Annotated in this window: 24 protein-coding genes; 16 read left to right on the top strand and 8 right to left on the bottom strand. The window is 62.5% G+C overall.

Features of this window, described 5'->3' with window-relative positions:
• Positions 1-9 precede the first annotated feature (9 nt).
• From ACODTZ_RS14965 to ligA, 8 genes are all read left to right on the top strand, one after another.
• Positions 10-936 carry a D-alanine--D-alanine ligase gene (locus ACODTZ_RS14965; protein WP_489026801.1) on the top strand — a complete coding sequence of 309 codons (927 nt, stop codon included), beginning with the start codon at positions 10-12 and terminating at the stop codon, positions 934-936.
• Positions 924-1,856: a cell division protein FtsQ/DivIB gene (locus ACODTZ_RS14960; RefSeq protein WP_489026632.1), complete on the top strand. Its 933-nt coding sequence runs from the start codon at positions 924-926 to the stop codon at positions 1,854-1,856. Before ACODTZ_RS14965 ends, ACODTZ_RS14960 begins: the two co-directional genes overlap by 13 nt.
• On the top strand, positions 1,853-3,184 hold the full coding sequence (gene ftsA / locus ACODTZ_RS14955) for a cell division protein FtsA (RefSeq protein ID WP_018897575.1): 1,332 nt from the start codon (positions 1,853-1,855) through the stop codon (positions 3,182-3,184). The genes ACODTZ_RS14960 and ftsA overlap by 4 nt, the downstream gene beginning before the upstream one ends.
• A gap of 57 nt (positions 3,185-3,241) precedes the next feature.
• Entirely contained in the window at positions 3,242-4,963 is a 1,722-nt protein-coding gene (gene ftsZ / locus ACODTZ_RS14950; RefSeq protein ID WP_111562103.1) for a cell division protein FtsZ, read from the top strand.
• A 288-nt stretch (positions 4,964-5,251) separates the two neighbouring features.
• Entirely contained in the window at positions 5,252-6,208 is a 957-nt protein-coding gene (gene lpxC, locus ACODTZ_RS14945) for a UDP-3-O-acyl-N-acetylglucosamine deacetylase (RefSeq protein ID WP_111562102.1), read from the top strand.
• Positions 6,209-6,481: 273 nt separating this feature from the next.
• Positions 6,482-7,348: an outer membrane protein assembly factor BamD gene (locus ACODTZ_RS14940; protein ID WP_026282828.1), complete on the top strand. Its 867-nt coding sequence runs from the start codon at positions 6,482-6,484 to the stop codon at positions 7,346-7,348.
• Positions 7,349-7,353: 5 nt separating this feature from the next.
• Positions 7,354-9,027 carry a DNA repair protein RecN gene (gene recN, locus ACODTZ_RS14935; RefSeq protein WP_112980921.1) on the top strand — a complete coding sequence of 558 codons (1,674 nt, stop codon included), beginning with the start codon at positions 7,354-7,356 and terminating at the stop codon, positions 9,025-9,027.
• A gap of 142 nt (positions 9,028-9,169) precedes the next feature.
• Complete coding sequence (gene ligA / locus ACODTZ_RS14930; protein ID WP_489026631.1) at positions 9,170-11,332, top strand: NAD-dependent DNA ligase LigA; 2,163 nt, start codon at positions 9,170-9,172, stop codon at positions 11,330-11,332.
• A 52-nt stretch (positions 11,333-11,384) separates the two neighbouring features.
• Here the strand turns inward: ligA and ACODTZ_RS14925 are convergent, their stop codons facing one another.
• Positions 11,385-11,918 carry a GNAT family N-acetyltransferase gene (locus ACODTZ_RS14925; RefSeq protein WP_489026630.1) on the bottom strand — a complete coding sequence of 178 codons (534 nt, stop codon included), beginning with the start codon at positions 11,916-11,918 and terminating at the stop codon, positions 11,385-11,387.
• A 271-nt stretch (positions 11,919-12,189) separates the two neighbouring features.
• Between ACODTZ_RS14925 and ACODTZ_RS14920 the strand changes: the two genes are divergently transcribed.
• The 3 genes from ACODTZ_RS14920 to ACODTZ_RS14910 all read left to right on the top strand — a co-directional run bounded on the left by ACODTZ_RS14920 (position 12,190) and on the right by ACODTZ_RS14910 (position 14,399).
• The gene (locus ACODTZ_RS14920; RefSeq protein ID WP_489026629.1) at positions 12,190-12,780 is read left to right on the top strand and encodes a 3'-5' exonuclease; all 591 of its coding nucleotides are present in this window, start codon (positions 12,190-12,192) and stop codon (positions 12,778-12,780) included.
• Positions 12,781-12,926: 146 nt separating this feature from the next.
• Complete coding sequence (locus tag ACODTZ_RS14915; RefSeq protein ID WP_047505780.1) at positions 12,927-13,421, top strand: CreA family protein; 495 nt, start codon at positions 12,927-12,929, stop codon at positions 13,419-13,421.
• A gap of 108 nt (positions 13,422-13,529) precedes the next feature.
• On the top strand, positions 13,530-14,399 hold the full coding sequence (locus ACODTZ_RS14910; protein ID WP_489026628.1) for an aldose 1-epimerase family protein: 870 nt from the start codon (positions 13,530-13,532) through the stop codon (positions 14,397-14,399).
• Between the two features lie 85 nt (positions 14,400-14,484).
• Here the strand turns inward: ACODTZ_RS14910 and ACODTZ_RS14905 are convergent, their stop codons facing one another.
• Both ACODTZ_RS14905 and ACODTZ_RS14900 read right to left on the bottom strand, forming a co-directional pair.
• Entirely contained in the window at positions 14,485-14,955 is a 471-nt protein-coding gene (locus ACODTZ_RS14905; RefSeq protein ID WP_037110830.1) for a chemotaxis protein CheW, read from the bottom strand.
• 2 nt (positions 14,956-14,957) lie between these two features.
• Complete coding sequence (locus ACODTZ_RS14900) at positions 14,958-16,922, bottom strand: methyl-accepting chemotaxis protein (RefSeq protein ID WP_489026627.1); 1,965 nt, start codon at positions 16,920-16,922, stop codon at positions 14,958-14,960.
• Between the two features lie 304 nt (positions 16,923-17,226).
• Between ACODTZ_RS14900 and ACODTZ_RS14895 the strand changes: the two genes are divergently transcribed.
• Genes ACODTZ_RS14895 through ACODTZ_RS14885 form a run of 3 tightly spaced genes read left to right on the top strand, consistent with a single transcriptional unit; the run spans position 17,227 to position 19,852 of the window.
• Complete coding sequence (locus ACODTZ_RS14895) at positions 17,227-17,829, top strand: SCO family protein (RefSeq protein WP_209234862.1); 603 nt, start codon at positions 17,227-17,229, stop codon at positions 17,827-17,829.
• A 4-nt stretch (positions 17,830-17,833) separates the two neighbouring features.
• A complete protein-coding gene (locus ACODTZ_RS14890) occupies positions 17,834-18,958 on the top strand; it encodes an FAD-dependent oxidoreductase (protein ID WP_489026626.1) in 1,125 nt (374 codons plus the stop codon).
• Between the two features lie 15 nt (positions 18,959-18,973).
• Complete coding sequence (locus tag ACODTZ_RS14885) at positions 18,974-19,852, top strand: 50S ribosomal protein L11 methyltransferase (protein WP_489026625.1); 879 nt, start codon at positions 18,974-18,976, stop codon at positions 19,850-19,852.
• A 233-nt stretch (positions 19,853-20,085) separates the two neighbouring features.
• Here ACODTZ_RS14885 and ACODTZ_RS14880 read toward each other — a convergent pair whose 3' ends face one another.
• Positions 20,086-20,235, bottom strand: coding sequence for a hypothetical protein (locus ACODTZ_RS14880; RefSeq protein ID WP_018897591.1), 150 nt, complete (start codon positions 20,233-20,235; stop codon positions 20,086-20,088).
• A gap of 285 nt (positions 20,236-20,520) precedes the next feature.
• On the opposite strand from ACODTZ_RS14880, the gene ACODTZ_RS14875 reads away from it, so the two are divergent.
• Positions 20,521-22,356 (top strand): aminopeptidase P family protein, encoded by a 1,836-nt coding sequence (locus ACODTZ_RS14875; RefSeq protein WP_489026624.1) that lies wholly within the window; start codon positions 20,521-20,523, stop codon positions 22,354-22,356.
• 47 nt (positions 22,357-22,403) lie between these two features.
• Here the strand turns inward: ACODTZ_RS14875 and ACODTZ_RS14870 are convergent, their stop codons facing one another.
• Positions 22,404-22,712 (bottom strand): AzlD family protein, encoded by a 309-nt coding sequence (locus tag ACODTZ_RS14870; protein ID WP_018897593.1) that lies wholly within the window; start codon positions 22,710-22,712, stop codon positions 22,404-22,406.
• Position 22,713: 1 nt separating this feature from the next.
• On the bottom strand, positions 22,714-23,430 hold the full coding sequence (locus ACODTZ_RS14865; protein WP_018897594.1) for an AzlC family ABC transporter permease: 717 nt from the start codon (positions 23,428-23,430) through the stop codon (positions 22,714-22,716).
• A gap of 133 nt (positions 23,431-23,563) precedes the next feature.
• Here ACODTZ_RS14865 and ACODTZ_RS14860 point away from each other — a divergent pair, with 133 nt between their 5' ends.
• Complete coding sequence (locus tag ACODTZ_RS14860; protein ID WP_477926618.1) at positions 23,564-23,812, top strand: DUF2164 domain-containing protein; 249 nt, start codon at positions 23,564-23,566, stop codon at positions 23,810-23,812.
• Between the two features lie 60 nt (positions 23,813-23,872).
• Here the strand turns inward: ACODTZ_RS14860 and pncA are convergent, their stop codons facing one another.
• A complete protein-coding gene (gene pncA / locus ACODTZ_RS14855; protein WP_489026623.1) occupies positions 23,873-24,502 on the bottom strand; it encodes a bifunctional nicotinamidase/pyrazinamidase in 630 nt (209 codons plus the stop codon).
• 103 nt (positions 24,503-24,605) lie between these two features.
• Positions 24,606-25,904: a sugar MFS transporter gene (locus ACODTZ_RS14850; protein WP_489026622.1), complete on the bottom strand. Its 1,299-nt coding sequence runs from the start codon at positions 25,902-25,904 to the stop codon at positions 24,606-24,608.
• Between the last annotated feature and the right edge of the window lie 960 nt (positions 25,905-26,864).

The raw sequence follows: 26,864 nt of genomic DNA, 5'->3' as shown, positions 1-26,864 counted from the left end.
GGGGTATCTATGAGTCGCAAGCATGTCGCTGTCCTTATGGGCGGATTTTCCTCGGAGAGGCCTGTCAGCCTTTCGTCCGGGGCGGCGTGCGCGGATGCTCTCGAGGCTGAAGGCTTCCAGGTTACCCGTATCGATGTCGATCGCGACGTCTCCGCCAAACTCTCCGCTCTCCGTCCCGATGTGGTGTTTAACGCGCTGCATGGGCCGTTCGGCGAGGACGGGCTGATCCAGGGCATCCTTGAATATCTCGAAATTCCCTACACCCACTCCGGTGTTCTGGCCTCGGCGCTTGCCATGGACAAGAGCAAGGCAAAGGGTGTCGCGGCCGCCGCCGGCATTCCTGTCGCGCAGTCGCAGGTGATCAATCGCTTCGATTTCCCCGCTGAGCATCCGATGAAGCCGCCTTATGTGGTCAAGCCGGTGCGCGAGGGTTCGAGCTTCGGCGTCGTCATCGTTCAGGAGGATCAGTCGCGCCCGCCGCAGATCATCGGTTCGGCCGAGTGGCGGTATGGCGAGGAGGTTCTGGTCGAGCGTTACGTGCATGGTCGCGAGCTCACCTGCGGCGTCATGGGTGATCAGGTGTTGGGTGTGACCGAGATCGTTCCGCAGGGTCACAGCTTCTACGACTATGATTCCAAGTATGTGGCCGGTGGTTCGAAACACGTCATTCCGGCGAAAATTTCACCGAATATTTACCAAAAAATACAATCATTGTCCCTAAGGGCGCATCAAGCAATTGGTTGCCGTGGAGTGAGTCGGTCGGATTTTCGGTACGACGATCGCTTCTCCGAAGACGGCGAAATCATCTGGCTGGAGATCAATACTCAGCCAGGCATGACTCCAACCTCGCTTGTGCCCGAAATGGCCGGTCATGCCGGCTACTCGTTTGGTGAATTTCTTCGTTGGATGGTGGAGGACGCTTCTTGTTCTCGGTAACGGTCAAAAGGATGGGGCGCCCAAGCCATCAAGCCGAGCCTTCCTATGCTGAAGGCGATGGGCGCATCGTGCTGTCGCGGCCTCTGCGTCGCGTCGTCCGCTTCCTTGTCAGCCTCGGCAGCGGCCGCATCTATATTCCTGCCCATACGGGCACGGTATCGGCGCTGGCGTTCTTCGCGGCGACGGGTCTCTACGGCATGTCTCTGGGTGGTCACACGGAAGTTGTCGCCCAGGCGACGACGGCCGCCGCCGGCTTTGCCGTCGAGGACGTGAAGGTATCCGGCAACTCCGAGACCTCCGAAATCGATATCCTCCAGCTGATCGGTCTCGACGGCACGACCTCGCTCGTGGCGCTCGATGTGGATGCGGCGCGTCAGAAGATCGCGAAGCTTCCCTGGGTCGAGAGCGTCGAGGTCCGCAAGGTCTATCCGAAGACGATCGAGGTGAAGCTCAAGGAGCGCGAAGCCTACGCGATCTGGCAGCATGGCGCCGAGCTCTCGCTGGTCGAGAAGGGCGGGGCGGTCATCGCGCCGCTTCGCGACAACAAGTTTTCGCAGCTTCCGCTGGTCGTCGGTCGCGGCGCCGAAGTGGCTGCCGCTTCGCTCGCGGACGAGTTCTCCAAGTGGCCCGATATCAAGGCGCGCGTGAAGGCCTATGTCTGGGTCTCCGGCCGTCGCTGGGACCTGCACATGGACAACGGCGTCGTCGTCAAGTTGCCGGAAGACGATGTCGACCAGGCGCTGGCGCGCCTTTCGAAATTCAACGGCGAGCAGGCGCTTCTCGATCGCGATATCGCGGCCGTCGATCTTCGCCTCTCCGACCGTATGGCCATCCAACTGACGCCTGAAGCCATGGAGCGCCGTCAGCTTGTTCTCGATCAGCGCACCAAGGATTTGAAGAAGGCGGGGCAGAATATATGAGCTTGTTCGGTTCGTCCCATTTTGGATTGCCGCGCCTGAAGCCGCTTTCGTCCAAGCGGTCGCATGTCGTTTCCGTGCTCGATATCGGTTCGACGAAAGTCGTCTGCATGATCGGCCGGCTGACGCCGCGCGAGGAGAGCCAGATCCTCCCCGGTCGCACGCATAACATCGAGATCATCGGCATCGGCCACCAGCGTTCGCGCGGTATCAAGACCGGCGCGATCTCGGATCTCGATGCGCTCGAAAGCGTCATCCGCCTCGCGGTCGATGCCGCCGAGCGCATGGCGGGTCTGACCGTCGAGAGCCTGATCGTCAACCTGACGGCCGGACGCCTCACCAGCGACATCTACACCGCCACCATCGATCTCGGCGGCCAGGAAGTCGAACTGAACGATCTGAAGAAGGTTTTGGCGGCAGCCTGCCAGCAGTCGCTGCGCCAGGATCGCGCCGTGCTGCACTCGCTGGCCACCGGTTTCTCGCTCGATGGCGAACGCGGCATTCGCGACCCGTTGTCCATGTACGGTGACGTTCTCGGCGTCGACATGCATGTCGTGACCGCCGAGCGCACGGCTCTGAAGAACCTCGAGCTCAGCGTCAACCGTGCGCATCTGTCGGTCGAGGGTATCGTTGCGACGCCTTACGCGTCCGGTCTTGCCGCTCTCGTCGACGACGAAGTCGAGCTCGGTTGCGCCGCGATCGACATGGGCGGCGGCACGACGACGATCTCGGTCTTTGCCGAAGGCAAGCTGGTACACACGGATGCCGTCGGTCTCGGCGGTCATCACGTAACAACCGATCTGGCCCGTGGCCTTTCGACCCGCATCGAGGACGCCGAGCGTCTGAAGGTGGTTCATGCCTCGGCCATGGGGAACTCTTCCGATGAGCGCGAGCTGATCTCGATCCCGCCGATCGGCGAGGACGACCGCGATCTGCCGACGCAGGTGCCGCGCGCACTGGTGTCGCGCATCGTCAGCGCCCGCATCGAGGAGACGATGGAACTCATTCGCGACCGCATTCAGCGCTCGGGCTTCAGCCCGATCGTCGGCAAGCGCGTCGTGCTGACAGGCGGCGCAAGCCAGCTGACCGGCCTTGCCGACGTTGCCCGCAAGATCCTTGCCCGCAACGTCCGTATCGGCCGCCCGATGGGCGTCTCGGGTCTCCCGACCGCTGCCAAGGGTCCGGCCTTTTCGACGGCGGTCGGCCTGATGATCTATCCGCAGGTTGCGGACCAGGAAACACATGCGTCACAGAGCGGTCTGCTCATGTCGCTTGGCGGAAATAGCAGCCGCTTCGCCCGGATGGGCCAGTGGCTGAAGGAAAGCTTCTAGAAATTGAGTGAATTGGCCGGCGTGGCGATGCGGCCATAAAGAGAAGGAACGGGTACCATGACTATCAAGCTGCATACGCCAGATATCACTGAGCTGAAGCCGCGCATCACCGTGTTCGGCGTCGGCGGTGGCGGTGGCAACGCTGTCAACAACATGATCTCCGCTGGTCTCCAGGGCGTCGACTTCGTCGTTGCCAACACGGATGCCCAGGCACTGACGATGACCAAGGCAGAGCGCATCATCCAGCTCGGCGCCAGCGTCACCGAAGGTCTCGGCGCGGGTTCGCAGCCGGAAGTCGGCCGTGCAGCTGCTGAAGAATGCATCGACGAAATCGTCGATCACCTGAACGGCACCCACATGTGCTTCGTCACCGCTGGCATGGGCGGCGGCACCGGCACCGGTGCGGCTCCTGTTGTTGCACAGGCCGCCCGCAACAAGGGCATCCTGACGGTTGGCGTCGTGACCAAGCCGTTCCACTTCGAAGGCGGCCGCCGCATGCGTCTGGCCGAAGCGGGCATCCAGGAACTGCAGAAGTCGGTCGACACGCTGATCGTCATTCCGAACCAGAACCTGTTCCGTATCGCAAACGACAAGACGACCTTCGCCGATGCATTCGCGATGGCCGACCAGGTTCTCTACTCGGGCGTTGCCTGCATCACCGACCTGATGGTGAAGGAAGGTCTCATCAACCTCGACTTCGCCGACGTCCGTTCGGTCATGCGCGAAATGGGCCGCGCGATGATGGGTACCGGCGAGGCTTCCGGCCAGGGCCGCGCGATGCAGGCTGCGGAAGCCGCGATCGCAAACCCGCTGCTCGACGAAACCTCGATGAAGGGCGCACAGGGCCTGCTGATCTCCATCACCGGCGGTCGCGACCTCACCCTCTTCGAAGTCGACGAAGCTGCTACCCGCATTCGCGAAGAAGTCGATCCGGATGCGAACATCATCCTCGGCGCGACCTTCGACGAATCGCTTGAAGGCATCATCCGCGTTTCCGTCGTCGCCACCGGCATCGACCGCGCGATGAACCAGGATGCCGGCAAGACCTTCCAGCCGGTCCAGAAGCCGATTATCCGTCCTTCGGCGGCCGTTGCTCCGGCTCCGGCCGCAGTCCAGCCTGCCCCTGTCATGCAGCAGGCACCGAAGGCCGACCAGATCGCGCAGACCATCCGCATGGCCGAAGCCGAAATGGAACGCGAACTCGACATCCACGCTCCGCGCGCGGCTGCCCCGGTTCACCAGCAGCCTGCTCCGCAGGAAACCTTCCGCCCGGCGAGCAAGATCTTCGCAGCTCCGGAAGCCGCACCGGTCATCCGTCCGGCTCCGGTCCAGCAGCAGGCACCCGTGATGCAGCAGCCGGCTCCGCAGCCTGTGATGCATCAGCCGGCGCCGGTCATGCAGCAGCCTGCTCCTGTCATGCAGCAGCAGCCGGTCCGCATGCCGAAGGTCGAGGACTTCCCGCCGGTCGTTCAGGCCGAGATCGATCATCGTTCGCAGCCGGCACCGGTGTCGCATGCGCATGAAGAGCGCGGTCCGATGGGCCTCCTGAAGCGGATCACCAACTCGCTTGGTCGCCGTGAAGAGGAAGTCGCTCCCGAGATGACGTCGGCTCCGGCAGCGTCCTCGCAGCAGCGTCGCCCGCTGTCTCCGGAAGCAAGCCTCTATGCTCCGCGTCGCGGAAACCTGGATGATCAGGGCCGTGCCGTACCGCAGGCCCGCATGATGCAGGAAGACGATCAGCTCGAAATTCCGGCCTTCCTTCGCCGCCAGTCGAACTGATAAAGACACGCAGAATCGCCACGCAACAGCCCGGGAGTTCGCTCCCGGGCATTGTTGTATCAGGCACTCCGATTTGCGCCTGATTGCCTTGTGATTTCAAATGCATGCTTTCGTAACAATGCGAAAGAAACAGTGATTTGGATTGCAGCGCGGGCACACGTATGTATGGGCTGACAAACCGTCTACGTGCGCCTTGACGCAGCACTGCGATGGAGAGAATAAGCCTTGGCGGATGAGTTTCGGCATACGGGTCGCAGCGGATCGCCAGGGATAATAAAGGCAAGATTAATGGTTATTGGCATGTTGGGTTTTCAAACGACGGTATCGCGTCCGGTCACTCTTTCGGGGATCGGCGTTCATTCTGGTGCCGACGTTTCGATTACCTTCAACCCCGCTGAAGCCGACACTGGTGTCGTATTCAATCGCATGCATGACAACGGCGAAGTCACCGAGCTTCGCGCTGTTTCCTCGCAGGTCGGCAATACCGACCTGTGCACCGTTCTCGGCTTTTCTCCGGCGCGCTCCGTCGCGACGGTCGAACATGTGATGGCCGCCGTCTACGCGCTTGGCCTCGACAACGTCGTCATCGAAGTCGATGGCGCCGAAATGCCGATCATGGACGGCAGCTCGATGCCGTTCATCGACGCCATCGAACAGGTGGGTCTGGTATCGCTCGGCGTCAAGCGCCGCTACATCCGCATCACCAAGCCGGTTCGCATCGAGCATGGCGGCTCCTGGAGCGAGTTCCGTCCCTATGACGGCATGCGCTTCGAAGTCGAGATCGATTTCGACACGCCGCTGATCGGCCGCCAGAAGTGGGAAGGCGATATGACCGCCGCCACCTTCAAGTCGGAACTGTCGCGCGCCCGTACCTTTGGCTTCATGCGCGACGTGGAACGTCTCTGGGCTTCGGGCCACGCGCTCGGTTCGTCGCTGGAAAACTCGGTCGTCATCTCCGACGATCACACCGTCATCAACGTCGAAGGCCTGCGTTACGCCAAGGACGAATTCGTGCGTCACAAGACGCTTGATGCCGTCGGCGACCTGTCGCTTGCCGGCGCTCCCTTCATCGGCTGCTACCGCTCCTATCGCGGCGGCCACAAGATGAACGCCAATGCGCTTAAGGCGCTGCTCAGCGATCCGACCGCCTATGAAGTGGTCGAGACCTCGGCACCGCGCCAGCGTGTTGCCCCGCGCGATTTCATTCGCGTCAACGCTCCTGAATTTGCTCCCTGGTCGGCTTGACCTCCGTCGCATTCTTTAGGCCAGGGCCGCCTCCTTCGGGAGGCGGTTTCTTTATGTGCAACAGCCAAGTGTGATTCCCGATAGACCTTTCGCGGCAGATATTTAGCTGGGCATAATCGAGAATTATCCGGACAAAACAGACGATTATGGGCGGGGTCGCCACAAAAATGCGTTAATGCATCATCAATGCGTTGCTCTGGCCATGCATTTGTGGCTAGAAACGCCAGCGAGGCGTGGCTGCCGTTGAGGGATGGCGGCTCTTGGGATGTTCCGATGGGTTATGCAGGGTCTGAAAGTATGATGAAGACAGCGCGTGCTTTGTTCGCATCGCTCCTGGTGCTGAGCGCAGGTGCCTTGATTTCCGGATGCCAATCGGACCCCGATATCGATATTACCAAGCTTGGCCTGCAGAGCGATCCGCCTGATGTTCTCTACAATCAGGGTCTGGCCAACATGAAGGCCGGCAACATGGCGGAAGCCGCGCGCAAGTTCGATTCGATCGACCGCGAAAATCCGTTCTCGGAATGGGCCCGCAAGGGTCTGGTGATGAGCACCTTCGTGAAGTACCGCCAGGGCCGCCTCGACGAAGCGCTGGCCTCGGGCAACCGCTACATGGCGCAGTATCCGAAGTCCAAGGATGCCGCCTATGTGCAGTATCTGATCGGTCTTACCTATTCCAAGCAGATCGTCGACGTGACGCAGGACCAGCGCGCTGCGTCGAGAACCGTCGAGGCCATGCAGGCCGTGATCGACAACTATCCAGACTCCGAATATGTCGACGACGCGCAGGCGAAGATCCGCTTTGCCCGCGACCAGCTCGCCGGCAAGGAAATGCAGATCGGCCGCTACTACATGGAGCGCAAGGAATACCTTGCCGCGATCTCCCGCTTCCGCATCGTCGTCGAGAAGTACCCGAACACGAACCAGGTCGAAGAGGCGCTCGCGCGTCTGGTCGAGGCCTATTACGCGATGGGTATCGTCGAGGAAGCCCAGACGGCCGCCGCCGTTCTCGGCCACAACTACCCCGACAGCCAGTGGTACGCGGATTCCTACAAGCTGCTGAAGAGCAACGGCGCAGAGCCGCGTGAAAATCAGGGCTCGTGGATTTCGCAGGCCGGCAAGAAACTCCTCGGTACTTAAAGCCGATGCTGATCCAGCTTTCGATCCGCGATATCGTCCTGATCGAGCGGCTGGATCTTGCCTTCGAGGCGGGTCTCTCCGTTCTGACGGGGGAGACCGGCGCCGGCAAATCCATCCTGCTCGACAGCCTGTCGCTCGCCCTTGGCGGGCGCGGCGATGGCGGTCTGGTCCGCCACGGCGAGGACAAGGGACAGGTGACGGCCGTTTTCGACGTCGGCCCCGATCACCGGGCGCGCGTGCTGTTGCGCGACAACGGTATCGACGATGACGGCGACCTGATCTTCCGTCGCGTACAGAGCGCCGATGGCCGCACCAAGGCCTATGTCAACGACCAGCCGATCAGCGTGCAGCTGATGCGCCAGGCCGGCCAGATGCTGGTCGAGATCCACGGACAGCATGACGACCGCGCTCTGGTCGACACCCACGCCCACCGCATCCTTCTCGACGCCTTCGCCGGCATCGCCGACGAGGTGGCCGGCGTCTCGCAGCTCTACCGCGTCTGGCGCGACACCGAGCGGACGCTGAAGAAGCATCGTGAGAAGGTCGAGGCGGCGGCGCGCGAGGCGGATTACATCCGCTCCTCCGTCGAGGAGCTCGACAAGCTGGCGCCACAGGACGGCGAAGAGGATGAGCTCGCCGAACGCCGCCAGAAGATGATGAAGGCCGAGCGGATCGCCGGCGATATCGCCGAAGCCTCCGAGTTCCTCAACGGCAATGCCTCGCCCGTGCCCCATATCGCCTCGCTGGTGCGCCGGCTGGAGCGAAAGAGCCATGAGGCGCCGGGCCTGCTTGAGGACACCGTGGCGCTGCTCGACGCGGCGTTGGACCAGCTGTCCAACGCGCAGATGGAAGTCGAAGCCGCACTTCGCAAGACGGAATACGACCCCAAGGAACTCGAGCGCGTCGAGGAGCGGCTTTTCGCGCTGCGCGGCGCCTCGCGCAAATATTCGGTGCCGGTCACCGAACTGCCGGCGCTGGCGATCCGCATGAGCAACGATCTGGCCGATCTCGACGCCGGCGAGGAAAAGCTTGCCAAGCTCGAGGCCGAGGTCGGCGTCGCGAAGGTCGCCTATGAGGCGGCCGCGCAGGTGGTCTCGGCCAAGCGCCACCAGGCCGGCGAGGCGCTTGCCGCAGCCGTCATGGCCGAACTTCCGGCACTGAAGCTTGAGCGCGCCCGCTTCATGGTGGAGATCGCCTCCAACCCGGAAGAGGCCGCCGCCGAGGGCATCGACGTCGTCGAATTCCACGTCCAGACCAACCCCGGCACGCGCCCCGGCTCGATCATGAAAGTCGCATCCGGCGGCGAGCTGTCGCGCTTTTTGCTGGCGCTCAAGGTGGCGCTTGCCGATCGCGGCTCGGCGCCGACGCTTGTTTTCGACGAAATCGACACCGGCGTCGGTGGCGCTGTCGCCGATGCGATCGGCCAGCGGCTGAAGCGGCTGTCGGCCAAGGTGCAGGTGCTGTCCGTCACCCACGCGCCGCAGGTGGCCGCACGGGCCGCGACGCATCTCTTGATCTCCAAGGGACCGGCTTCCGAGGGCTCCGAAAAGATCGCCACCCGCGTGGCGACGATGGAGCCGCACGACCGCACCGAAGAGATCGCCCGCATGCTGGCCGGCGCTTCCGTAACGGAAGAGGCGAGGGCGGCCGCCAAGCGGCTGTTGACGGCGGGCGAGTAGGCTGCGGGCGAGAGCGTCGGCAATGGCGATCCGTCCAGTCGATCATCGGACCGACCTGTAACCAGTTGCTGACAACCGAAAAGCGGCGCTTTTTCCTTCGTGAAAATTGCTCTAGAAAACGACTCCTCAAAGGGAGTCTGCCATGTCCGCCGCCAACCAAACGCCCGTCGAAACCCTGAGCGAAGAACAGGCCGCCGCAGAGCTTGCCTTTCTGGCAGCCGAGATCGCCAGCAATGACGAGCTCTATCATGGCAAGGACCAGCCGGCGATTTCGGATGCGGAGTACGACGCGCTGAAGCGGCGCAACGATGCGATCGAGCAGCGCTTTCCCGAACTCGTCCGCGATGACAGCCCATCGCGCCGGGTCGGCGCCGCACCGCTGCCGACTTTCGCGCCGATCACCCATTCGCGGCCGATGCTGTCGCTCGACAACACGTTTTCCGACGAGGACGTGCAGGACTTCATCGGCTCGGTCTATCGCTTCCTCGGGCAGCTGCCTGACGGCTCCATCGCGTTTACCGCCGAGCCGAAGATCGACGGCCTGTCGATGTCGATCCGCTACGAGAACCGCAAGCTGGTGAGCGCCGCCACGCGCGGCGACGGCACGACGGGCGAGAACGTCACCGCAAATGTGAAGACCATCAAGCAGATCCCGAACACGCTGCCTGCGGACGCGCCTGATATCGTCGAGGTGCGCGGCGAGGTCTATATGGCCAAGAGCGATTTTCTTGCGCTCAACGCGCAGATGGAGGCCGAGGGCAAGCAGACCTATGTCAACCCGCGCAACACGGCGGCGGGATCGCTGCGCCAGCTCGACGCCAAGGTGACCGAGAGCCGTAAGCTGCGCTTCTTCGCCTATGCCTGGGGCGAAATCTCCGAGATGCCGTCGGATACGCAGATGGGCATGGTCGAGACCTTCGGCAAATGGGGTTTTCCCATCAATCCGCTGATGAAGCGGCTGTCCTCGGTCGAGGACATTCTCGGCCATTACCGTGAGATCGGTCTTCAGCGCCCCGATCTCGACTACGATATCGACGGCGTCGTCTACAAGGTCGACCGGCTCGACCTGCAGCAGCGCCTCGGCTTCCGCTCGCGCAGCCCGCGCTGGGCGACTGCACACAAGTTCCCGGCCGAGCAGGCGTTCACGACGGTCGAGAACATCGACATCCAGGTCGGCCGTACCGGCGCGCTGACGCCGGTGGCGCGGCTGACGCCCGTGACCGTCGGCGGCGTCGTCGTTACCAATGCGACGCTGCACAACGAGGACTACATCAAGGGCATTGGCAATTCCGGCGAGCGCATCCGCGAGGACGACCACGATATCCGCATCGGCGATACCGTCATCGTGCAGCGGGCGGGCGACGTCATTCCGCAGGTGCTCGACGTGGTGATGGAGAAGCGACCGGCGGGGGCTGAGGCCTATGTGTTTCCGAAAACGTGTCCGGTTTGCGGATCGCATGCGGTGCGGGAGCGCAACGAGAAGACCGGCAAGCTTGATTCCGTCACCCGCTGCACCGGCGGGTTCGTCTGCCGCGCACAGGCGACCGAGCACCTGAAGCATTTCGTCTCGCGCAACGCCTTCGATATCGAGGGCTTCGGGACCAAGCAGGTCGATTTCTTCTTCGAGAGCGAGGACGAGGCGCTGAAGATCCGCACGGCGCCCGATATCTTCACGCTGAAGAAGCGGCAGGAGGCCTCGACGCTCACCAAGCTCGAGAATATCGACGGCTTCGGCAAGGTGAGCGTCAAGAAGCTGTTCGACGCCATCGACGAGCGCCGCTCGATCGCGCTCAACCGCTTCATCTACGCGCTTGGCATCCGCCATGTCGGCGAGACCACCGCCAAGCTGCTCGCCCGCCACTACGGCACCTACGAGGCCTTCGAGACCGCGATGAAAGAGGCCTCGTCACTTAGCGGTGACGCGTGGCAGGACCTGAACAATGTCGAGGGCATCGGCGAGATCGTCGCCCGCGCCATCGTCGAGTTCTACAAGGAGCCGCGCAATCTCGACGTCGTCGGCCGCCTGCTGGACGAGGTGATGCCCGAGGCCGCCGAGCAGATCGCCGCTTCCGACAGCCCCGTCGCCGGCAAGACCGTCGTCTTCACCGGCAGCCTGGAAAAATTCACCCGCGACGAGGCCAAGGCGCGCGCCGAAAGCCTCGGCGCCAAGGTCGCCGGCTCGGTCTCGAAGAAGACCGACATCCTGGTCGCCGGCCCCGGCGCCGGATCGAAGCTCGACAAGGCAAGGGAACTCGGCGTCCAGACGATGGACGAGGATGAGTGGCTGGCGTTGATCGGTGGGTGAGGTTTCAGGCGTTTGGTAGACGGTGATCGGTTGATTGCCGACCACCGTGCACTCATCGCAACCGCCCCATGGCATAGGCGTCGACGTATTCGCCGGCGCGATACCCGAAGGATTTCAGCAGTCCTTCCTGCTCGAAGCCGAATTTTCGGTAGAGCGCGATGGCGGGTTCGTTGTCGGTGTAGACGGTGAGCTCAAGGCGTTTGATGTCGAGCCAGTCATCCGCCGCCTCGACCATCGCCGCCAGCAGCCTTCTGCCGAAACCGCGGCCCACGAAATCATCATGCACGCCCATGCCGATGCTGGCGACGTGCTGCCGGCGCCCGGAAAAGCGGTTGAGACCTCCGCTGGCGACGATCTTGTCATCGAGCGTCACGACGAGATTGAGTGCGCCGGGCGAAGGGTTCTCCGCGCGCTTGCGAACCTCGGTCACCGATGGGTAGGGCAGACGCAGCGTGCCGGCGCGAAAACCGGGAAGGTTCGTCAACTCGGCGATTGCTTCGGCGTCCGATGAAAGCAGGGCGCGCACGCGGATGTCTCCGGCCGGTGCGGCTTTATCAGGCTGCGGATTTTCAGGGTCTCTGGGCATTCTGGCTCTCCTTTGTCGATACGAGGAGAGCCGGTTCCCAAAACCCTGCTCGCCTCGGCAGGGTTCTCGGGATGATCGCTATGCGTTCAACACAGCACAGCACCCGCGCACCCTTGATGGGGCGTGGTGATATGAAGGGTCATCATGGTTGCGTTGGCGATCATGGTGCGAGGTTGCGATATGTCGCCATTTTTGTCAACCCATCCGAGTATTTGCCTCACCGGCCGGCTGCCGGTATGTCTTGGAGATACTAGAGAATCGGACCCACTCCTTGAAAACCATCGCCATCGATTTCGAAACCGCCAACGAGAGCCGCGGCAGCGCGTGCTCGGTCGGGCTTGCCTGGATCGAGGATGGGGTGGTGACAAGGGTGGAGGAGCGGTTGATCCGGCCTCGCGAGATGCGGTTTTCCGGCATGAACATCGCCATCCATGGTATTCGGCCTGAACATGTCGAGGATGCGCCGGAGTTTCCTGAAGTGATGGACGAGTTCGTCGATGACTTCAGGGGCGCGACGATGATCGCGCACAACGCTTCCTTCGATTTCAGCGTCTGGCGCGCCTGTCTCGATGGCTACCGGCAGGCCTATCCCGAGCTCACTTATCTCTGCAGCCTGAAGATGTCGCAGCGGATCTGGCCGCATTTCCTGTCGCATCGGCTGAATATTCTGGCCGATCATCTCGGTCTGCGTTTCGTGCACCACAATGCCGCCGAGGATGCCGCCGTCTGCGCGCAGGCGGCGATTGCCATGGCGCGGCATGTGGGGGCTGCGGCGGTGCATGCGATCCCCGAATTCATTGGCATGAAGCCGGGGCGGCTGACGTCGCGCGGCTATGAGCCCTGCACCTGCCGCAAGGGCTAGCGGCGCGGGTTCCTGCTGGCGGTGAAGCCGGCGCGGTATGCCTCGCTTCCTGGGCTCGATTCATGGGCATGGGGTTTCTTGCCATGCGGCAGGCCCCGCCTATCTTAGCTTGCGCAACATTGAAGCGCCGCTGAGGGAATACCGCCATGTCCAGACTTCGCAATCTCGTCCTTTCCGCAGCCATTCTGGCTGGTGTGTCCGCAGGTGCCGCGTACGCGGATGTCGTCGGCAAGGTGGGGGTCGACTGGATCGGCAATGATATCCTTGTCGATGCGGTGGCCGATCCCGAGGTCAAGGGCGTCACCTGTCATGTGAGCTATTTCGACCGCAGCGTCATTGATCGCGTCAAGAACGGCAACTGGTTCGAGGATCCTTCGAACAGCGCTATTTCCTGCCATCAGACCGGGCCGATCGAGATCGGTGACATCGACCTCTCGAAGGGCGGGGACGAGGTGTTCAAGTCGGGCATCTCGCTGGTCTGGAAGAAGCTCGTCGTAACCCGCATCTACGACAAGCAGAACGACACGCTGATCTATCTGGCGCATTCGCGCGAGCTCACCAACGGATCGGCGAAGATGGCGATTTCCACCGTGTCGCTCTACGGGCAGACGGTGACCTGGAAAAATGGCAAGCCGCAATAGGGCGCGCAACTTTCGGTGAAGCCTGTTCTTGTCGTCTCGTGCGATATGGCAATCGTCATGCGGCGCGGATAAGGTCCGCGCCGGAGATCACATGGAAGAGGACTGACGATGGCTGGTAACTACAGGATAGCAAACGAGTTTCTGAGCGTCGACGTGTCGTCGCTGGGTGCCGAGATGCAGGCGCTTGATACCAGCGATGGGCGTTCGCTGCTGTGGAACGGCGATGCTGCCTTCTGGAGCGGGCGGTCGCCGATCCTGTTTCCGATCGTCGGCAAGGCGCCTGACGATGCGGTCGAGATCGAGGGCAAGAGCTATCCGATGAACCAGCATGGCTTTGCCCGCCGGTCGGAGTTCGCGCTTGCCGCGTCCAGCGATACGATGTGCCGCTACGAACTTGCGGCGTCCGAGGCCACCAAGGCGGTCTATCCGTTCGATTTCGTTCTGGCAGTCGAGCACAGCCTTGAGGGCCGCAGGCTGACGGTCGCCGCAGAAGTGACCAATCGCGACACGCGGCCGATGCCGTTCGGGCTCGGTTTTCACTCCGCCTTCGTCTGGCCGCTGCCGGGTGCCGAGGGGAGCGATCATGTGATCACGCTCGACAATGGCGCCGAGCCGGCGCTCATCCGCCTGTCCGGCGGGCTGTTGTCGTTCGCCAAGCATCCTTCGCCGTTCAAGGACGGGCGGCTGGTGCTTGATCACAGGATGTTCGATGAGGATGCGATGGTCTTTCCCGAGGGAGCGGGCGAGGGGCTGCGCTATAGTGCCGAGGGTGGGCCGACGCTGCATTTCAGCTTCGAGAACCTGCCAAATCTGGCGCTCTGGCAGAAGCCCGGCGCGCCCTTCATCTGCATCGAGCCCTGGCATGGCATGGCGGCCGAGAATGGCGGCTCCAAGGCGCTTGCCGAGCGGCCCTCCAGCCAGACGCTCGAAGCGGGCAAGACCGCGCGCTTTGCCTTCTCCGTCGAGATTTCGGGCTAGGCTGAGGCTGGCTGCCGATTGAAATGAAAACAGCCCGCGACGGATGCCGTCGCCGGCTGTTTCGTGTCGAGGTGCTCGATCCGGCTTACGCGGCTTCGCGGGCCAGTTCGTCGGCGATGACGGTGTCGAGATTGAGGAAGCAGACCATGGTCTTTTCCAGGGCCACGATGCCGCGGCAGAAGGCGCGCTGCTCTTCCGGGATGATTTCCGGCGCCGGCTGCAGGTCTTCGCTCTTGATGGTCATCATGTCGGAAACCTGCTCGACCAGAAGGCCGACCAGCTTGCCGGCGATGTCGGTGACGATGATGGCGGAGCGCTCGGAAGGCTCGGTCATCTTCATGCCGAGGCGGCAGGCCATGTCGATGACCGGGATGACGGCGCCGCGCAGGTTGATCAGGCCGAGAACGTAAGGCGGCGTGTGCGGCATCGGGGTCACCGGCGCCCAGCCGCGGATTTCGCGGATCGCCATGATGTCGATGCAGAATTCCTGCTCGCCGAGATGGAAGGACACGATCTCTAAATGAGAACCGGTCTGGTTGATGACAGTGCTATTCATGATCAAAATTCTTCCCAGTTGTCTCCGGCCGGAGCGGCCATGGCTCGTGCGGCGCTGCCGCCGCTGAATGCGCCCGCGACCTTGCCGATGAGGGCTCGGGCGGGAGATGATTTCGGATGCGAGGCTGCTGATGCTTCCCGCGGCGTGTGACGGGCATTCATGCCCTCGCCGATATTGAACGTGCCGATCAGCTGGATCAGGTGGTCGGCGTCGGTGGCAAGCGTATGGCTTGCCGCGTTCGTCTCTTCCACCATGGCCGCGTTTTTCTGCGTGACCTGGTCCATCTGGCTGATGGCTGTATTGATCTCGTTCAGTCCTACCGATTGTTCGCGTGCAGAGGTTACGATTGATTTAACATGTTCATCGATCCGCGAAACATCTTCGCCGATTTCGCGCAAAGCCTGTCCCGCGGCCGTCACCAGCTCGCCGCCGGTCTTCACTTCGGCGCCGGATTTGCCGATCAGCGTCTTGATGTCCTTGGCGGCGTTGGCGGCGCGCACGGCGAGTTCCCGCACTTCCTGGGCCACGACTGCGAATCCCTTGCCGGCCTCGCCGGCACGCGCCGCCTCGACGCCTGCGTTCAGCGCGAGCAGGTTGGTCTGGAAAGCGATCTCGTCGATGACGTTGATGATCTGGCCGATTTCGCGCGAGGCCGTCTCGATGCGTTCCATCGCAGCCATCGCGTCGTTGACGACGATGTCGGACTTGGCGGTGTTCTCCCGGGTGTGGGCAACCATCTGGCCGACGCTCTCGGCACGGTTGGTGGCGTTGCGCACGGTGGTGGTGATCTGGTCGAGTGCCGCCGATGTCTGTTCCAGCGAGGCTGCCTGCTGCTCGGTGCGCTTGGCGAGGTCGTCGGCGGCCGAACGCATCTGCCGGCCGTTGGCCTGGATAGAGGTGCCGTTGCGGGTGATCTCGGTCATCGTCTGGCGCAGCGTCGCGGTGGTCTGGTTGAAGTCGGCGCGCAGGCCCTCCAGCTCCGGCTTGAAGGCGTTTACGATCGTCGCGGTCACATCGCCGGCGGCAAGGCGCTTCAGGCCCTGGCCGAGCGCTGTGACGGCGGTGTTGAGCGCTTCGGTGTCGGCGAGCTTGGCGGCGTCGCGGCTGCGGCGCTCGGCGTCCGATTGCTGGCGCTCGCTTTCGCTGCGCTGTTCGAGCGCGCGCTTGTCGATCGCCGCCTGCCTAAATCCTTCGGCGGCGCGGGCCATGTCGCCGATCTCGTCGCCACGTAGGGTGGCGGGCACGGGGCTGTCGAGATCGCCATTGGTGATCCGCTGCATGCTGGCGCGAACGCTCTCGATGCCGCGGCGGATCGAGCCGCCATGGATATACTGGAGGCCGGCCATGCAGAGCATGGCGATGATGCCGAGGCCGATCTGGATGTAGACGGCATCCTCGGAGATCGCGTTTGCCTGTTCGATGCGTTTCTTGGCGATGGCGCCGCCGTCGATGGCGAGCTTGTCCAGCGTCGTGGTCAGCTTGTCGCCGCCGCTGTCGATGGCGTCGTCCAGCTGGTCGAAGGCGGCTTCAGGCGCGCCGGTCTCGACGGCATTCTTGAGGTCGCCGAGAATGCTCTGCTTGAGGGCGGCGACATCGCCGTCATAATTCGAGACGAGGGCGGCGGCGTTCATTTCGTCGGCGAGCAGGCGCATCTGGCTGGCGCCGCTCGAGAGCTGCGCGATCGAATCGTTCATCAGCTTCAGGCGTTCCGCCGTGACCACCTTGCTGTCGCGATCGACGATGGTGTCCATCGCCGCCAGAATGAGCGTGAGGTTGGCGGTGCGCATCTCGTTGATGTAGTCGACGCTTGCCTGGATTTCGTTGGCCCGATCGAGCGCCTTGCGCACCGTGATGTTTTCATACCATCCGATGCCCATCATCGCGCCGAAGCCGATCAATGCCGCGCCGGCGAGCGTTCCGAGCCTCTGGCTGACGGAAAGGCTCTTACGCACTGTCATGTCTGTCATGTGAAGACTTGTCCCCTCCCGCGATGAGCGCGGTCATGTTCTCATTCGCCAGCAAGCGGATATGCGGGAACAAGCTCCAGCCGGACATCATGTCAGTCGAACGGCGAGCGTCCTATCCGGGGCTAAATATGCCAATGACTTTTTAAGTATTTGCTAACGATAAACGGCCGGTCTGCGATTGCGATCAGCATGGGGTGAGGCAATTCATCACGGCCCGAAAAACGTGTTGTTGAATTGCGCGGCTGCCGGCGACGCGATATCAGGCAAGGGGACGGGATTGCTTTCCCGGGCGAGGAAATTATCGATGAAAACAGTGCGTATCGCCGTGTGGGTTGCCGTGTTTCTGATGGCCGGTATCCTGGGATGGCTGACCTTGAACGTGACGCAGACCAAGGAGGTCGCCTCCGACGGTCCGTTCGGCGTGCCGTTCACGCTTGTCGCCCAGGATGGCAAGCCGATCACCGAGCAGGCGTTTCGCGGCAAGCCGTCGGCGGTGTTCTTCGGCTTCACCCATTGCCCCGAGGTCTGCCCGACGACGCTGTTCGAGCTGGATGGCTGGCTGAAGCAGGTCGATCCCAATGGCGACAAGCTGCACGCCTATTTCGTCAGCGTCGATCCGGAGCGCGATACGCCCGATGTGATGAACCAGTATGTGTCGAACGTCTCCAAGCGGATCGTCGGCATTTCGGGGGCGCCCGACAAGGTGGCCGAGGTGATCAAGGGTTACCGCGTCTACGCCAAGAAGGTGCCGGTCGACGAAAACAACCCCAATGGCGACTACACGATGGATCACACGGCCTCGGTGTTCCTGCTCGATTCCCAAGGGCGTTTCGCTGGAACGATCGCCTATGGCGAAAATCCCGATACGGCGGTAAAAAAGCTGGAGAACCTCGCCAACAAGGGATGAGATCATGGCGCCGGGGCATCGCAGCATTCTGATTGCAGGCGCCGGCACGACCGGTCTCACCGTTGCCATCGAGCTCGCCCGACGCGGCTTTAGGCCGCGTGTCGTCGACAATGACGTCGGTCCCGTTCCGCTTGCCGAAAGCCGAGCTCTCGGCGTCAATGCCCGTACGCTGACGCTGCTTGGTCCATCGCGGGTGACGGATGCCATCCTGCAGGAGGCGCAGCAGATCGCGCAGTTTCGCGCGACGTCCGAGGGGAAAGGCCTGGCGACGGTCGACACCACGAAGCTGCCGGGGCGCTTCAGCGCCATTTACGCGCTCGCGCAGGGCCACACCGAACGACTGCTCTTAAGCAAGCTCGATGATTACGAGGTCGATCCCGAGTGGCAGACTGCGATCGAGAAGGTATCCGGCGATGCCAAGCCCGTCGTCACGCTGCGCAAGCCTGACGGGACGGTCGAAACCGCGACGTTCGACATCGTCATCGGGGCGGATGGCGCGCATTCGGTGGTGCGCAAGGCTGTCGGCATCGGCTTTCCGGGCGAGGCGATGGAGAGCAGCTTCTATCTCGCCGACTTTCGCTACAAAAAGGAAATCGATCCGCATTTCATCGAGATGCAGCTGGTCGATCCCGGGATGATCGGCCGGATCCCGGTCGAGCGCGATGTGCTGCGGTTCATTTCGACGCTGCCGGATTTCGAGACGAAGATCGTCCATCCCGGGCCGGTGGCGGAGCGCCTCTGGGCCTCGGAGTTTCGTATTCATTTCCGCCATGTCGAAGAAATGGCCAAGGGCAATGTGTTTCTGGCCGGCGATGCCGCCCATATCCATTCGCCGGCCGGCGCCCGCGGCATGAATCTCGGGATCGAGGATGCCTGCTGGCTCGCCTATCTGATTTCCGAGGGGCGGGAGAGCGAGTACAGCCGCCTGCGGCTGCCGGCGGTGAAGACGGTGCTGAAGCAGACGCGGCAGCTGACAAGGCTGATTGCGATGCGCAATCGACTGGCTATTTCGATCCGGAACCTTGCGGTGCCGGTGCTTTTTAGACTACCTGCATTCCAACGAAGATTGCTGACCGGCGTTGCGGGATACGACACGCCGCCGCCGCCGTGGATCGACGGCGCGTTGTAACGGGAAAGACCGACCTTGAGTGAAATCCGCCTCTATGTGACGACGACAGAAGTGCTGGCTGGGGAAGTGCTCGACCTTTTGTCCGAGGTGTTCGGCGAAGAAGACTTCGCCATCGCCACCACCGAAATCGACGAGAAGAAGGACATCTGGGAAGCCTCCGTCTACATGATGCAGGTCGATGAGGATGACGTCCGCGTCCGCGTCGAGGCGGCGCTTTCCGAAGCTTTCCCGGATATGACCGTCGAGCGCGAGGTCATTCCCGATGTCGACTGGGTGGCGAAATCGCTCGAGGGGCTGAAGCCTGTGCGGGCAGGGCGCTTCCTGGTGCATGGCTCGCACGACCGCGACAAGGTGCGCTCCGGCGATATCGCCATCGAGATCGATGCCGGCCAGGCCTTCGGCACCGGCCATCACGGCACGACGGCGGGCTGCCTCGAAGTCATCGATCGCGTGGTGCGTTCGCGCCGGGTCCGCAACGCGCTCGATCTCGGCACGGGCAGCGGCGTTCTGGCGATCGCTGTGCGCAAGCTGAAGAACATTCCGGTTCTCGCCACCGATATCGATCCGATCGCTACCCGTGTTGCGGCCGAGAACGTGCGCCGCAACGGCATCGCGTCGGGTATCGTCACGGAGACGGCGCCGGGGTTCCATTCGACGGCGTTTTCGAACCATGGTCCGTTCGATCTCATCATTGCCAACATCCTGGCGCGGCCTCTGATCAAGATGGCGCCGCAGCTCGTCACGCATCTGGCGCCGGGCGGATCGGTGATCCTGTCGGGCATTCTGGCATCGCAGCGCTGGAAGGTGCTGGCGGCCTATAATGGCGCGCATATGAGGCATGTGCGCACCATCTGGCGCAATGGCTGGGTGACCATCCATCTCGATCGGCCGTAAGGTCCGGAGCTGGGTCCGTAATAAAAAAGCCCCGAGCGCCTGATGGCCTCGGGGCTTTTGCGTTCTGGCGCTTCACATCGCGACAAAAAGAAAAGGCGGCGCCAATGGCACCGCCTTGCGACCGGTTTCCCGATCATGTCTGCGAGCTTGATGAGGAGGAGTGCTCAAGCAGACGTCTACTTATTCTGATCGCCGTTCCGGTGAGGGAGGAGGAGAGCGGAGCGGCGCGTTGCTCAGAATGCGTAGCTTCTTGCGGCGCCCGCGAGAATGGTGCGGGGGCCTTCGTTCAGCGGGCGACGAGCGCCGATGATATGACGGACAGTCTGGCGCTCGCCAGCCTGTACCGGGCTGCTGTAAGCGGAGCGCGACAGAGAGGCAGTCATTTCAAAATTCCTTTTGTTTCCGGTTCACTTTGAACCATTCGATGAGCGCCTTATAACCGATTGAAAAAATCGAGGCAGAGGGTTTGTCTCATGGGAGCCATGCAGCCAATGCATAAAGCGTGCCAAGCCGGTGAATTGCGCCTCATTTCCGCCCAAATATTACGCGGCTTTCGGTCATCGGCGAGACGCGGTTTTTCTCCCGTTCGCGTGATTTTCCGATAACATAGCGGCATTCCGCCTGCCGGATTCGTGTTGAATGTCGGACCAAACATCAGGTTTTTGAGCATGTACCAGTCTTTCGAAGTCACCTCCACGCCACAATTCGGCCGCGATCGCACCTCTGCGCTGCGTGCAAGTTTCGACGAACTTGCGATTGACGCCTTTCTTGTCCCCAGGGCGGACGAGTTCAACGGCGAATATGTGCCGGCCTGTTCGGAGCGGCTGGCGTGGCTGACGGGCTTCACCGGCTCGGCCGGCATGGCGCTGGTGACGCGCGTTGAGGCGATCGTGTTCGTCGACGGACGCTATGTGACGCAGCTTGCCGAGCAGGTGGACGGTTCGGTGTTTAAGGGTGGCGATCTCGTCAACGAGCCGCCGCATCTGTGGCTCGGCAATCACGGCGCCAAGGGGCTCCGCCTCGGGATCGACCCGTGGCTGCATTCCGGCGCTGAGGTCAAGCGGCTGGAGAAGGCGCTGGACGCAATCGGTGGCTCGCTGGTCATCCTTCCGCACAATCCGCTCGACAGGCTCTGGGCCGACCGGCCGCAGGAGCCGCTGGGTGCCGTGGCCATCCAGAACGTGGCGCAGGCCGGTATTCTCGCCGATGAGAAGATCGCCAAGATCGCGGCCGATCTTAAAGCCAAGGATATCAAGGCGGTGCTGATCGCCGATCCCTCTTCGGTTGCCTGGATCTTCAACATTCGCGGCGCCGACGTGCCGCACACGCCGCATCCGCTGGCGCGCGCCATCATCTATGCCGACGGCAAGGCCGACCTGTTTCTCGACAAGCGCAAGACGGGGATCGAGCAGGAGGCTTACCTAGCTCAGATGTGCGTGCAGCTGCCGCCATCGGCGCTTGAGGAAAAGCTTTCGGCGGTCTCCAGGGATGGCGACCGGGTGCTCGTCGATCCCGATCTCACCTCCTACGGGCTCGCCAGCATCATTCGCGCGGCTGGCGGTGTCGTGGTCGAGGGCAATGATCCGGCAAAGCTGCCGCGGGCTGTGAAGAACAGCGTCGAGATCAACGGGTCGGCGGCAGCGCACCTGCAGGATGGTGCGGCGATGGTCGAGTTCCTGTGCTGGCTGGCGCAGACCAAGCCCGGCACGGTGACCGAGATCGAAGTCGCCGAGAAGCTTGAGGCGGCGCGCGCCAAGGTCGGGCAAAGCATGCAGAACCCGCTGAAGGACATCTCCTTCGACACGATTTCCGGTGCCGGACCGCACGCGGCGATCATGCACTACCGGGTGACGACCGAGAGCAACCGCAAGCTTGAGGCGGGCGAGCTGTTCCTGATCGATTCCGGCGCGCAGTATATCAACGGCACCACCGATATCACCCGCACGGTGGGCGTCGGCACGGTCTCGGAAGAGCAGAAGCGGTTCTTCACGCTGGTGCTGAAGGGGATGATCCAGATCAGCACGGCGCGGTTCCCGAAGGGGACGCGCGGCTGCGATCTCGATCCGCTGGCGCGCATCGCGCTGTGGCGGGCAGGGGCCGATTTCGGCCATGGCACGGGTCACGGCGTCGGCTCGTATCTCTCGGTGCATGAAGGGCCGCAGCGTATCTCCCGGATGTCGACGCAGGAGCTTCTGCCGGGAATGATCCTCTCCAACGAGCCGGGCTACTACCGGCCGGGCGCGTTCGGGATCCGCATCGAGAACCTGATCTACGTGCGCGATGCCGAGCCCGTCGATGGTGGCGACATGCCGGTGCTGAGCTTCGAGACGCTGACCTTCTGCCCGATCGACCGCAGCCTCGTCATTCCGGAGCTTCTCACCCATGACGAGCTGCACTGGTTCAACGACTATCACGTGAAGACGCGTGAAGCGCTGATGCCGCTGATCCATGACCACGAGGTCAAGGCGTGGCTGGAAAACGCGACGCTGCCGCTGGAATATTGAGAACTATTGAAACTGTGGGGGCGGCGACCGTTTGATCGGTCGCCGCGTCAGCCGCCGATCGTGTGGCGCCAGGCCATGACGACCGCCCAGGCGGCGACCAGCATCCATGTGTGCGAGACGCGCAGGCCGACCAGAAGGGCGACGACCAGTGCCAGCTTGGTTTCCCAGCCGCCGGTGAAGAAGGCGGGGGCGACGAGCGTGGTCAGAACCGCTGCCGGCACGGCGGCAAGGGCCGCTTCCATCCTCGGCGGAATGCGCTTCATCGTGGTGATCAGGATATAGCCGCCGATGCGCGTCGCATAGGTTGCGACGGCGGCCGCCAGGATGATCAGCAACATGTGGGGATCGAAGGTCACGTCACACCTCGTGCAGATCGGATTCGAGTTCCTGCGCCGTCGGCGGCGGCGGGAACAAGGCGGCAAGCAGGATGCCGGCGGCAGCGCCAAGGCTCACATGCCAGGGCGAGCCGACATAGTGATAGGCGACGACCGAGGCGACGGCGCTGACGGCTGCCACGGGGATGAAGTTGTCGCGGTGGCGGAAATCGAGAACGATGCCGAGGAAATAGGCCGGCAGCAGGATATCCAGCCCGATCGACTTCGGATCGCCGATATAGCGGCCAAGTGTGCCGCCGAGCAGGCTGACCAGCGTCCACGGGACGTAGATGATCAGGCCAAAACCGAGATACCAGGAGAAGGTCACCGGCTTTCCGGCTTCGCCGCGCTTCACCGTTTCGGCGAACTGCGGGTCGACAAGCAGGAAGAAGGTGAAGAACTTCTGCAGCTTGGTGAAATGCTTGATGTAAGGCGCGATCGCCGCCGAATAGAGCACGTGGCGGAAATTGACGGCGAGGATGGAGGCGACGATCAGCCATGCCTGGACGTCATGGCCGAAAAGCTCGAGACCGACCATCTGGCTGGCGCCGGCATAGACGGTGGCGCTCATGAAGGTGAGTTCGAACAGCGACATGCCGTGATCGGCGGCCAGCGCGCCGAACAGCGCGCCAAACGGGGCGGAGGCCAGCGCAATCGGGAAACCGCCGCGCAGGCCGTCGATAAAATTCGCGCGTGACATCGGCGATCATCCTCCTGGAATTTGGAACCCCTCTAAGGGGAGGCGGCTATGGCCGCAAGCGAATTTCCTTGATTGACCGATCGATTTCGCTGAACGGTGCCAATGCAGTAGCCGTGAAGCAAAAGAGGGGATGATGAAGCCGATCGAATTTTCCAAGGACGAGAAGGCGGCGCTGATCGCGCGCATCCAGCACCACTTCGACCGTGAGCTCGACCAGCCGATCGGCCTGTTGAAGGCCGAGCTGGTGCTTGATTTCTTCGCCAAGGAAGTGGGGGCCGCCTATTATCGAAAGGGTATCGACGATGCACAGGCGGCGTTGGCGCGGCGCATCGATGATTTCTCGGATGATGTCTATCAGTTGCAGCGCGAGGCGGGAGATTAGAGCATTTGTTATTACGCAATTCCGGACGCAAAACCGCGCTGCACTTTTGCTGGAATTGCTCTAGGCTTCGCCGATCAGCTGCTCGCTGGTGACGATGTCGATGCCGCTTTCGCGCATTTCCTTGATCGCTGCCGTCACACCTTCCGGCGTGATGCCGCGGCTGGCGTCCTCGATGAAGCGCACCTTGACGCCGGGGAGCATTTCGAGCGCATCGAGCGCCGAGAACTTGACGCAGTAATCGGTGGCGAGGCCGCAGAGGTCGAGCTCGGTGACGCCTTGTTCCTTCAGATAGTCGTCAAGGCCGGTGATGGCGTCCTGGTCATTGTCGCGGAAGGCGGAGTAGCTGTCGACGTGGTGTTTCTCGCCCTTCTGGAAGATCACATCGATCTCGGGCACCCTGAGCTCGGGATGAAGCTCGGCGTCTTTCGTGCCCTGTACGCAATGGTCCGGCCACATCATCTGCGGCTTGCCTGAGAGTTCGTGGAGTTCGAAGGGTTGTTTGCCTTCATGAGAGGAGGCGAAGCTGCCGTGGCCTTCCGGATGCCAGTCCTGCGAGGCGACGATCAGGTCGTATCGGTCGCTCGCGATCAGCCGGTTGGCGATCGGGACCACCTTGTCGCCATCGGGAACCGCGAGGTTTCCGCCGGGGCAGAACCCGTTCTGGATGTCGATCAGCAGCAAGGCCTTCATTGGCAGTTTCTCCACCTATTGTTGCGCGGCAACATGCCAAGACGTGTGTGATGGCGCAAGAGTGGAAACGCCCCGCCAGTGCGGCGGGGCGCGATTTTATCGATCAGGCGTGACGCGCGATCTGGTGCGATACCGGGCGGTGACCCTTCAGGCCGTAGAAGACGATGTATGCGTAGCACACGATCGGCATCAGGAAGGCGAGGTGGATGCCGATGGTGTCGGCAAGAACGCCCTGGAGGACAGGCAGGAGCGCGCCGCCGACGATCGCCAGGCACAGGATGCCAGAGCCCTGGCTGGTAAACTTGCCGAGGCCATAGAGGCCGAGCGAGAAGATCGTCGGGAACATGATCGAGTTGAACAGGCCAACCGCGAGGATCGCCCACATGGCGGTGTGACCGGTCGTGAACACGGTGACGAGCAGCAGGATGATGACGGCGGCCGCGTTGAAGGCGAGCGCCTTGCCATCGTCGACATAGCGCATGGCGACCGCGCCGATGAAGCGACCGACCATGGCGCCACCCCAGAAATAGGAGACGTAATGGGCGGCGTCGGCTTCCGAGAAGCCGGCGATGTCGGGCTGGCTCATGAAGTTGACGAGGAAGCTGCCGATGCTGACTTCGGCGCCGACATAGACGAAGATGCCGATGGCGCCGAGGACGAGGTGGCGGAACTGCCAGGCAGAACCACCGCCGACGATCGGTTCGATCTCCTCATCGCCTTCGACCTGCGGCAGCTTGAGGGCCGCGAATACGGCTGATAGCACCAGGAAGGCGGCTGCAAGCAGCATGTAGGGGAACTTCACGGCGCCGGCTTCAGCGACCCTGATCGCGTCGAGCTGTTCGGGCGTGGCGCCGGAAACGGCAGCGGTGGCCGCCGACAGGATCAGGAAGGCACCGAAGATCGGCGCGACCGTCGTGCCGAGCGCGTTGAAGGCCTGGGTCATAGTCAGGCGGCTTGCGGCGGTATCCGGCGGGCCGAGAACGGTGACGTATGGGTTGGCCGCGACCTGCAGCAGCGTGACGCCGCATGCGAGCACGAAGAGTGCGCCGAGGAAGAGGCCGTAGACGCGGTAGCTTGCGGCCGGAACGAAGAGCGCGCAGCCGATGGCGGCGACGATCAGGCCGAGCACGATGCCCCACTTATAGCCGATACGCTTGACGATCGCGCCCGATGGCAGCGAGGCGATGAAATAGGCGCCGAAGAAGCAGAGCTGAATGAGCATCGACTGCGTGTAGTTCAGCTGGAAGACGTTCTTCAGATGCGGAACGAGAATGTCGTTCAGGCAGGTGATGAAACCCCACATGAAGAACAGCGATGTCAGGGCAATGAGCGCAAACTGATAATTGGCTGCCGGAGACGACGCGGACGTCTTCGCAGCATTGCTTGTTGTTATACTGGCCACTTTGGTACCTCCTGTTGTGGACGCCGGGTATTTTCCTTTGAATGCCGTTGTCAAAACGGGCCGGCGGTGGCTCGGCGGGGCGCTCTGGGAGAAAGCGTACAGCAAGCCACGATGCGTCATATACGCGCAATTCTCAGATTTCGATAGTATTCAAAGTATTTTGTTGTGCTTTGCGGTAAAATGTTTCGCATTTGCGAGATGAGGGGTGGGGAGAGGGTGGTTTTGGGTGTTTTGTCGCGAGCTACCTCTCGGTTGTGCCGCGTGTTACCCCCCTCTGTCCTGCCGGACATCTCCCCCACAAGGGGGGAGATCGACTCGTGGCGACGGCATCCCCAAACAATGAGCGTGGAGCGAGCGGGCACGCCCAGCCAATCTCCCCACCTGTGGGGGAGAGGCCCGGCAGGGCAGAGGGGGGTATCACACGGCAGAACGCCAACCGTCATTAAACACCACGCACGCCAAACCCGCGCGCGAGGCAAAACCTCGCGACGGTCGGCGTCATGAAACGGGAAGGGCAGGCGGGTTGTGGTCGGTGGTATTGGTTGTCAGGCTGTCCGCCTGCCCGATCACCTCGGTTTCCGGTTCGCCCGACCCGACAGGAGCGTCTCTCGGATCGGTCTTGCCGGTGGATCATCGGCCCTGACGGCGTCTAATCCCCTTGGCAACCATCACCGCACGCCGGATTTCGAGCGGTACGGGCTTCCGGTTCGCGACCCGGCTCCCTGTGCGGTGACGAGGGAAGTATGGCGGGGCGGCGCGGGGTGGGGATGAGAAAAGCGTGGGGTTGGCGGTAGGGTGTTGAGTGGGTTGAGGGATTTGTTTTGTGGGGTGGGTAGTTGTGCCCGTGAGGTGGGGTGGTGGTATGGGGAGGGTTCGATGTCGCTGATGTCGGTGCCGCCGAGCCATACCCCCCTCTGTCCTGCCGGACATCTCCCCCACAAGGGGGGAGATCGACTCGCG

Source organism: Rhizobium sp. FG113 (genome assembly GCF_057809895.1).
The sequence above is the reverse complement of the archived record's forward strand: the minus strand, read 5'-3'. Positions and strand labels throughout refer to the sequence as shown.